The following is a 7,545-nucleotide window of genomic DNA, read 5'->3' as shown; positions in this document are numbered from 1 at the left end:
CGAAAGTTATAAAATGAAGTTGGACACTTTTCCAACAAAAAATCATCATGTTTTCTTATAATAGTTTTTTCGACAAAACAATATAGAAAAGAGACATGATGACCTTCTCCAATTGTAGCACAGAACATAAGAAATACAAGCACTTAACCTATGAAAACCGAATTCAGATTGAGACTTATCTCAGAGATAAACTCCCGAAAGCGGAAATTGCCAGACGGCTGAATATTTCCAGACAGACCCTAGACAATGAAATCAAGCGGGGCGCTCAGCCCCATCTCAAAATCCTGAAACACGGGCAGAGACTCTATCGCCATCCCTATTCCGCCAAGCTGGCTCAGGAGGAGCATCAAATCAGACGCACCTTCTCCCACCGCAAGGAATACTTTTCTGAAGCCGCTGAAGTCAAAGAACGCCTGCTTGAAATCCTCAGGCCGAAAAAGGGAAGGAAGAAAATCTCTGTCGAGGTGGCGCTTCATCAGCTGAAAGCGGAATTCACTAATCTTCCAACGGCCGCCACCGTCTATTCAAATATTCACCGCGGAGCCCTCGGCGAGAAGGTCAAGAAATGGCTCCTCCCCTATCGAAAGCGAAAGAAATACGAAAAGCATGACTATAAACGTGTCCTTGGAACTTCCATTGAAGAACGTCCTGAAAGCATTTCACAGCGCCGTGAGTTCGGCCACTGGGAGATTGACCTCGTCATCGGCTCTCACAGGAAAGGGGAAGTTCTGCTCACGATGCTTGAGCGTACCACCAGCTTCTTCGTGGTGCGCCGCTGTCCCGACAAGAAGCCCGAGAGCATTAACAAGCAGCTCCAGGAAGTCTTTCGGACTTACGGCAAACGCCACTTCAAATCCATTACCACTGACAATGGCCTCGAGTTCTCAAAACTCAATGACTTCAAAAAGCTCCCCGTCTATTATTGCCATCCTTATGCTTCCTATGAGAAGGGGGCCGTTGAGAGGCACAACCGGATGTTGAGGGAATTCTGCCCCAAAGGTATCCCGATTGAGAACTATTCCTACTTTGAGATTGTGAGTGCACAGAAGCAAATCAACGACTATCCCAGAAAGTCGAAAAACTTCTTGTCGCCAAATGAGTTGTTCCTCGAAAAAACGACTGAGAAACTAGATGAAAACATGGTTTTCGGAGAATGTCCAACTTGGTATTGAAATTTTCCGAATTTCCAACTTCAACTTTACTTTATAACTTTATTGTATCCGCAACCTGCCGCAGTTCTTCCCGATATTGTTTCGGCGTTTTTCCTGTTTTCGCTTTAAAAAGACGGGTAAAATGACTTTGTGTCGAGAAGCAAAACAGTTCTGAAATCGCGGCAAGTGATAAATCTGAGTATTTCAGGGTTTTAGCTGCCATTTCGAGGCGGCGCTGTCTGGTGTAGTTCATGATGCTCCGGCCGGTTTCTTCCTTGAAAACGCGGGACAGATGTGCTTTATCGGCATAGAGTGATTCGGCAAGGTCTTCCAGGCTAAAGGGCTGGTTGAGATGCTGGTCGACGTAAAAGGCGATTTTTTCTGTCCAGCTGCCGCGGCTGACACGGTTATGTGTCTTTTCGACTTGCTCAGCAAATGAATTCTGCGCTTCTTTCACGAGCGCGAGCCGTTCTGCCTGGCTGCGGCAATGGGCGAGTTTCCGGAAATAAATGTCGCACATGGCATAGGCTATGACTGGGGAGACGCCGCCCTCAATCATTGCGCGGCTGTGCACGGTCAGTGAAGCAACTGCCATATAGCCGAAAAATTTCTCGGAAACTGTTTCTTCCTGATAATACTCGCTCAGGGCAGATTCTTCCGGCGGCATCCCGCGTCTTGTCCGCTCCAGAGCGCGTAGTTCCATTTCGTAGTTCAAGCGCGGGACATCTTCATCGTTATTGTGCGTAAAGTAGCTGTCGAGCTGCTTGTCCATTGTTTCAGCTTTCATGACTTTATTAAATCATTTTTACTTGCAAAAGGCAATTTTTAGAACATAAATATCATTCTTGTGCTATATTTCGGTTTCCCTTTTTCATAAAATAAGCGCATGGAAAATATAAAAGATTACACGCACGATATCCACGGGCGCAAATACAACCGTGTTCTGATGATGATTGTCCTGCTGATTCCGACATTCGGCGCGCTTCTGATGCAGACGAGTCTGAGTACGGCGATTCCGACGATTATGCAGGATTTTAATCTCTCGCTGGCAGCGGCTCAGGAAGCGACGACCTGGTTCTTGTTAATGAACGGCATTATCATTCCTGTGACACCTTTTCTGACAATGCGTATCCGACGCACTGGCTGATGGTGATGAGCTATGTGACTGTTTTTGCAGGGCTTCTTCTTGCTTTCTGTGAGCCGACGTCAAATTGGACACTCTTTCTATTAGGCCGGATTCTGCAGGCGCTCGGCACTGGAATTGTCATGTCGCTCATGCAGGCGGTTTTTGCGATTGTTGGATTTCTGCTGAGTTTGTTTTTGAGGAATAGAAGGTCTCAGTAAAATACTTCTTTAAAATTTCTCAAATAGGAATCTCTTATCTGCCTTTTCTCAGCAAATCCACCCAATTTTGTTTCATACCAAGCACTCTAACAGTCGACACGACTTTGTTGCTGATTTCGTAAAAAGCAACATGATTACCGACAAAAGTAAAATAGTAGTCTTCGGTCAGCTCCACATCTTCTTCCACTCTGTCGCTCAATCTCAAGCCGCCTTCCGGAAATAGTTTCAGTTTTCCCAGTCCTGTGACGATATTATCAATTGTATTTTTCGCTGCTTGCTCAGACAGAAAAGCCTCTTCGATGCATGCTTTAACTCCTATCAAGTCTTTCAGCGCGCTGTCTGCATACTCAATCTTAAATGTCAAAGTATTTTCTCACTTCCTCTTCGGAATGAACGCGACCCGCAAGAATGTCCACGTGTCCTTTTCTCAGCTCTGCTCTTAATTCCATGATGACTTGCTCTCTTTGCGCGTCTGTGTCCGTGTAAAAAGGTAAGTCATTTTCTTCAACTGTCTTCTCTAAAAAGAAGTTAAATGCACTTGTCATGTCCATGTTTTTTTGTGCGAATATTTTTTTGGCTGCGGCCAGCAGCTTGTCATTTGTCCTAAAATTTGCTTGTGTGTTTTTTTCGACGGTCAACATTTTTAGCCCTCCTATACAAGTATATTTTTTTGTATTTATTATATAGTTTATTGTTTTTTTGTCAACCTCCCCTTGCAAATCAGAAAAATGTTTCAATGTAGCCAATTTCCTTGGCGGCTTGCGCAAAGTCAGCTACTCTTGAAATCCCTGTCTCAGAGAGCAGGTAGGTAATGTCGCAAAAATGCTCAATTTCTTTGAGATTATGACTGGTGTAAAGAATAATTTTTTCCTGGGCGCACTTCTGTAACTCCTGGAAAACTTTCGATTTCGCCAAAACGTCCAAGCCATTGAACAGTTCATCAATGATTAAAATATCAGAGGGAGTAGAAAAAGCTAAAATTGTGGCAAATAACTGCTTCATGCCAAAAGAGTATTTGCCGATTTTTCTCGCCAAATATGAGTCCGCTCCAAAGAAACTCGCCATCTGTAAACTCTTCTGGTACTCTGCTTCGTCTAACAATTTGAGATAATCCCAGCCTGAGAGATTTTCGTCAAAATATTCAATAGCCGACAGATAGGACACGCGTCCAACTTGAATATCCCCTTGCTTCACCGATATTTCTCCGGATAAAATCGAATAGAAAGTACTCTTGCCTATACCATTTTTTCCGATGAGACCATATAGGCCAGTTTTTTCGAGCTCAAAATCAATAGGAGCAATTCCCGGCATTTTTAAATTTTTTACTTTCAGGTACAATTTAAATCCTCCTTATCCGATAGTTTTTTAAGATGAGATAACTGGAAAACAACAGCACAACACCTAGCAAAGACAGATAAATTACTCCGAAAAGAAGTGAATTTTTGTTGAAAAGATAAGCTGGATACTTCAATAAATTAACAGGGTCCAGGTAACTCATCGGGACAAATTTACGAAATGGCTGAATCCAAGCTTCATCTTTGATAGAGCTGTAGCCCTCAGTAAGAATTGCAATGATTCCTACCACAAGCATGCTGCGCTTAGTCAGAGTTGAAAGAAACATGCCTAAAGATGCCAGGAAAAAGAGGATAATGATTGCATAAGCTAAGGAAATGAGGATGACATTTCCGTTGCTGATGGCCATATTGGCGAGACGTATTTCAGGTGGAGCAGATTCTCCACTGTTAAGCAAAGCAGAAAGTGGGGGTATTTCTTGCAGATAAGCCGGATAATTCGGGGAACCGAGTCCTTTGATGAGACCGACAGAAACGAGAAAAAGACCAGACAAGATAATCAGCCAGAGATAGGTCATACTCACAGAAGAAAACAATTTTTTGAGGATGATTCCAGATTTTTTTGTCCCTAAAGATTGATAAACTCTAATTTCTTTATTTTCAAAAAGGGCAGCAAAATTAATGGTTAAAATCATTGCAAAACCAAGCAGCCAGAGATTATTAAAGATGGTTGAAAAAGTCGTGACCAGCTTTCCGAAAGCGTGTATTTGCATACTTGGCATATACTCAAAATCTAGCCCTCTCGCTTTGACGAGGCGAATGTATTTCATCTCCTGTTCCGACATTTTGCGAGACATGCGAGACATCGGATTATTAGCTGTTGTTTTCTCTAATTCTTTCTCATCAAACTGATATCTTAAGTCAAAGTATTTGTTGAGATCATTGGCTTTTAGTGCGTCAAGTATCTTTTCTTGGAGCTGGAGATTTTCCTCAAACTCTTGCTTTTTCTCTTTTGATAAAACATTTTCATTATTTATAAGAATTTGGCTGAATGTCTGGATATTGTTTTCTGCTTGACTTTGAAGCGTCAAGTGAAATGACTCTTCCATATTCACTGAGAGTTCTTGCCGTACAGTCCCTCCAATCAGAAGAACAGAAAAAACCGTCATCAAAATGAGCGTCTTTTTGTCAAATAGAAATTTTTTTAATTCAAAACTGATGAGATTCATGGCACTTTCTCCCAAAAAGCAGGCAAGGTGTTAAAATTTGTACCTTGCCCTCTTTGAAATCTGCAGCTTCGTTAATAAGTAACAACATTGTAGTAAGTTCTCTCGAAATAGCCGCCACCTGGACGTGGACCTTGTTCGTAATTTTTTGTAACTAGATAATAGCCATTAGAGCACCTTACCTCTTGAGGTCCATACCAACGGCCATAAAGTAATTTTCCGTCACTCCCCCATGCCACCTCATAAATTGTGTTTACCTGCCCGACCCATACTCGACTTTTAGCCTCTTCTGCAGCTGCAGTTTGTGCAAGCGGTGTAAATGTCGCTCCTCCGACGAATCCAAAAACTGCCAGAACAAGCATGAGTTTTGTTATTAGTTTCTTCATTCCTTTTTCCTCTTTCTTGCAATTATTTTGCATTTCAAATAAATGAAGTGAGTTTCCTCCATAGGGCTGGAAACTCACAAGTCTACGTTGATTTCTTGAAATTTACTCCTCCTTTCAAAACAAGCTCGCGACGCCTGTTTTCCAAAATGAATCTATAGATTTTCTTTTATTACCCCCGATTTTTCAAAGGCCAGAAAAAGTTTCTGTCAGAAACTCAGAACTGTAGATAAAACAAATTCCATTCTGAGCAAAAATGGAATTTGTTTATGTTCAAGTACTTATTACAGTTTTATGTGGTATCAGCCTCCCCTATAAAAACAATCATCCGTCACCCCAAAAGTTTGTCCAATGCCGATTCTGTCTCGGTGAGTGTCACTGTTATCATATTCTCCGCCTTTGACATTTTTAGGGAAAATTTCAATCGCAAATGAGTCGGTCCCTCCGCCATTATACAAGAGAGTTGCTGTTTTTCCGTTAGCAGGCAGCATGTTATCCCAGATATTCTTGACAGCACCTTTACCAATGTCTTGTCCGTTCACATAGAAATTCTTTCCTATGATTTTGAGCACGTCTCCTTTGGCGTTTTTCCAAAGCCCTTGAATGGTTGTCGGGTCTTGGTTCATAAGCTGATTCAGGTTAATCGTGTTTGTACCTTCACTGACTGTCTGCCAGGCTTTTGCACCGTAAGTCCAGCCTGCGCGCAATATATTTTCCTGTTCATAGGCACTTGTTGTGTAATTATGTGCGCCTGACTGCGCATTTGGATTGTATGCGACATAATTTGTCACATTTCCGCCGGAGTAAAAGGCTGGTTTTCCGTCGTTATCCCATTTCCAGCCTAATGAAACATTGTGTTCGGCTTCAAATTTGCTTTTTGTGTAGTAATGGTCACCGCCTTTGGCATTCGGGTTGTAGATTCGATAAACCGGCTCGCCGGTTTGCGGCGCGTACCAGCCAATCCCTTCGGATGTCCATCCCACACTTTGGAGGTTAATCAGTTCCTCAACACCTGTCGTGTAGAAATGCTCGCCTGTGTTTTTGTTGTAGAGGCGGTAAACCGGCACTTGGTCTTCAGGTGCGCCTTTTGTGTCTGCCTGAACAGGAAATGCTGCTCCTAGGGTGAATACTGAAAGAGCTAAGCTTGCTGCTGATTTTGATTTTTTCATCATTTTTTCCTTATCTATAGATTACTTTTATTATAGCCCCGATTTTTCAAACACCAAAAAAAGTTTCTGTCAGAAACTTTTTTTCATATCTTTCAAAATTTGGTCCATATTTTTTTTGATAAAATCGCGCCAGCTGCTTGCTGCCGCTCCATTCGAAAACTTGAATGACGTTTTTCATTTCTTCTAGACCGTGCTTATGCTCGGAACCTGTGCCGTGAACGAGTTCATAATAGCCTTTGGCGAAAAGGTATAGCTGACGGGAATAGATGTCTTTTTCATGACAGTATTTTTCTGCCAGCGCGAGCGCTTCTGCGGCTTCTCTTTGAACACTTTGTCCATGCTTGACACAGGCCATTGCCGCCCGGCAGGCAATTTGGCAGACGAGACCGCGGTAAAGCATGTGTTTGCCGTGGTTTTTGTGTCGTTTCTGTAGGTCTTGGATGGTGCCGCGAATTAAATGCGGCGAAAATTCCGTGATTGTGCTGGATAAAATCGCAAGCTCATAAAAGGTAAAAATCGCAACTCCTAAAGTAAAAGAGCTGATTTCTGTTATTTCCGCTTCTTCCAGGCCGTTAATATGCGCTTTTGCTGAAAGAGCAATCATTCGTTCACCTTTTTGAACAGCTTCGTCATAAGTTTTTTCAAGCGCTGCGCGGTTGTCGCTCAACATTCCTTGTTCAATTTTTTTGAAATAGCGCTCGTAATAATTATAGCGGTAATTATTGACATATAAGCCGAATTCTGCTAAGTCTACGTGGATAGCCTCGAGTGCTGCTGCCATCTGATCCATTTTGAGGCTCAGTTCTCCATTGATAAATTTAGATAATGTCGACTTTGAAATGCCGGTTCTTCTTGATATATCAGCATTCTTGATTTCTTTTGCTTTGCATAGTTTTTCAAAAGTGTAGCCGTAGATTCTCTCAATTACCATGAGTCTCCAATCCAGTTATAACTATATACTCATTTTTATCTTATTTTAT

General features: G+C 42.2%; 11 protein-coding genes. 3 read left to right on the top strand and 8 right to left on the bottom strand.

Annotated features, from left to right (window positions below):
• Nucleotides 1-95: 95 nt before the first annotated feature.
• Nucleotides 96-1,172: an IS30 family transposase gene (locus ACYQ2E_RS07460; protein ID WP_460017442.1), complete on the top strand. Its 1,077-nt coding sequence runs from the start codon at nt 96-98 to the stop codon at nt 1,170-1,172.
• A 31-nt stretch (nt 1,173-1,203) separates the two neighbouring features.
• On the opposite strand, the gene ACYQ2E_RS07455 is transcribed toward ACYQ2E_RS07460, so the two are convergent.
• Nucleotides 1,204-1,938, bottom strand: coding sequence for a helix-turn-helix domain-containing protein (locus tag ACYQ2E_RS07455; protein ID WP_460017441.1), 735 nt, complete (start codon nt 1,936-1,938; stop codon nt 1,204-1,206).
• Nucleotides 1,939-2,037: 99 nt separating this feature from the next.
• Between ACYQ2E_RS07455 and ACYQ2E_RS07450 the strand changes: the two genes are divergently transcribed.
• Both ACYQ2E_RS07450 and ACYQ2E_RS07445 read left to right on the top strand, forming a co-directional pair.
• A complete protein-coding gene (locus ACYQ2E_RS07450; RefSeq protein ID WP_460017440.1) occupies nt 2,038-2,298 on the top strand; it encodes a hypothetical protein in 261 nt (86 codons plus the stop codon).
• Between the two features lie 14 nt (nt 2,299-2,312).
• Nucleotides 2,313-2,495 carry a hypothetical protein gene (locus ACYQ2E_RS07445; protein WP_460017439.1) on the top strand — a complete coding sequence of 61 codons (183 nt, stop codon included), beginning with the start codon at nt 2,313-2,315 and terminating at the stop codon, nt 2,493-2,495.
• A gap of 34 nt (nt 2,496-2,529) precedes the next feature.
• On the opposite strand, the gene ACYQ2E_RS07440 is transcribed toward ACYQ2E_RS07445, so the two are convergent.
• From ACYQ2E_RS07440 to ACYQ2E_RS07410, 7 genes are all read right to left on the bottom strand, one after another.
• Nucleotides 2,530-2,859: a type II toxin-antitoxin system RelE/ParE family toxin gene (locus tag ACYQ2E_RS07440; protein WP_460017438.1), complete on the bottom strand. Its 330-nt coding sequence runs from the start codon at nt 2,857-2,859 to the stop codon at nt 2,530-2,532.
• Nucleotides 2,849-3,232 carry a type II toxin-antitoxin system RelB/ParD family antitoxin gene (relB, locus tag ACYQ2E_RS07435; protein ID WP_460017437.1) on the bottom strand — a complete coding sequence of 128 codons (384 nt, stop codon included), beginning with the start codon at nt 3,230-3,232 and terminating at the stop codon, nt 2,849-2,851. Before relB ends, ACYQ2E_RS07440 begins: the two co-directional genes overlap by 11 nt.
• Nucleotides 3,216-3,833, bottom strand: a complete 618-nt coding sequence (locus ACYQ2E_RS07430; protein WP_460017436.1) for an AAA family ATPase — start codon at nt 3,831-3,833, stop codon at nt 3,216-3,218. Before ACYQ2E_RS07430 ends, relB begins: the two co-directional genes overlap by 17 nt.
• Before the next feature lies 1 nt (nt 3,834).
• Nucleotides 3,835-5,016, bottom strand: coding sequence for a hypothetical protein (locus ACYQ2E_RS07425; RefSeq protein WP_460017435.1), 1,182 nt, complete (start codon nt 5,014-5,016; stop codon nt 3,835-3,837).
• Nucleotides 5,017-5,087: 71 nt separating this feature from the next.
• Nucleotides 5,088-5,399 carry a hypothetical protein gene (locus ACYQ2E_RS07420; RefSeq protein ID WP_460017434.1) on the bottom strand — a complete coding sequence of 104 codons (312 nt, stop codon included), beginning with the start codon at nt 5,397-5,399 and terminating at the stop codon, nt 5,088-5,090.
• 299 nt (nt 5,400-5,698) lie between these two features.
• Nucleotides 5,699-6,568 carry a hypothetical protein gene (locus ACYQ2E_RS07415; protein WP_460017433.1) on the bottom strand — a complete coding sequence of 290 codons (870 nt, stop codon included), beginning with the start codon at nt 6,566-6,568 and terminating at the stop codon, nt 5,699-5,701.
• Between the two features lie 43 nt (nt 6,569-6,611).
• Nucleotides 6,612-7,496, bottom strand: a complete 885-nt coding sequence (locus tag ACYQ2E_RS07410; protein WP_460017432.1) for an Rgg family transcriptional regulator — start codon at nt 7,494-7,496, stop codon at nt 6,612-6,614.
• Between the last annotated feature and the right edge of the window lie 49 nt (nt 7,497-7,545).

The organism is Lactovum odontotermitis (assembly GCF_054658595.1).
Note: the sequence above shows the minus strand (reverse complement) of the source record. Positions and strands in the feature narration are given on the sequence as shown.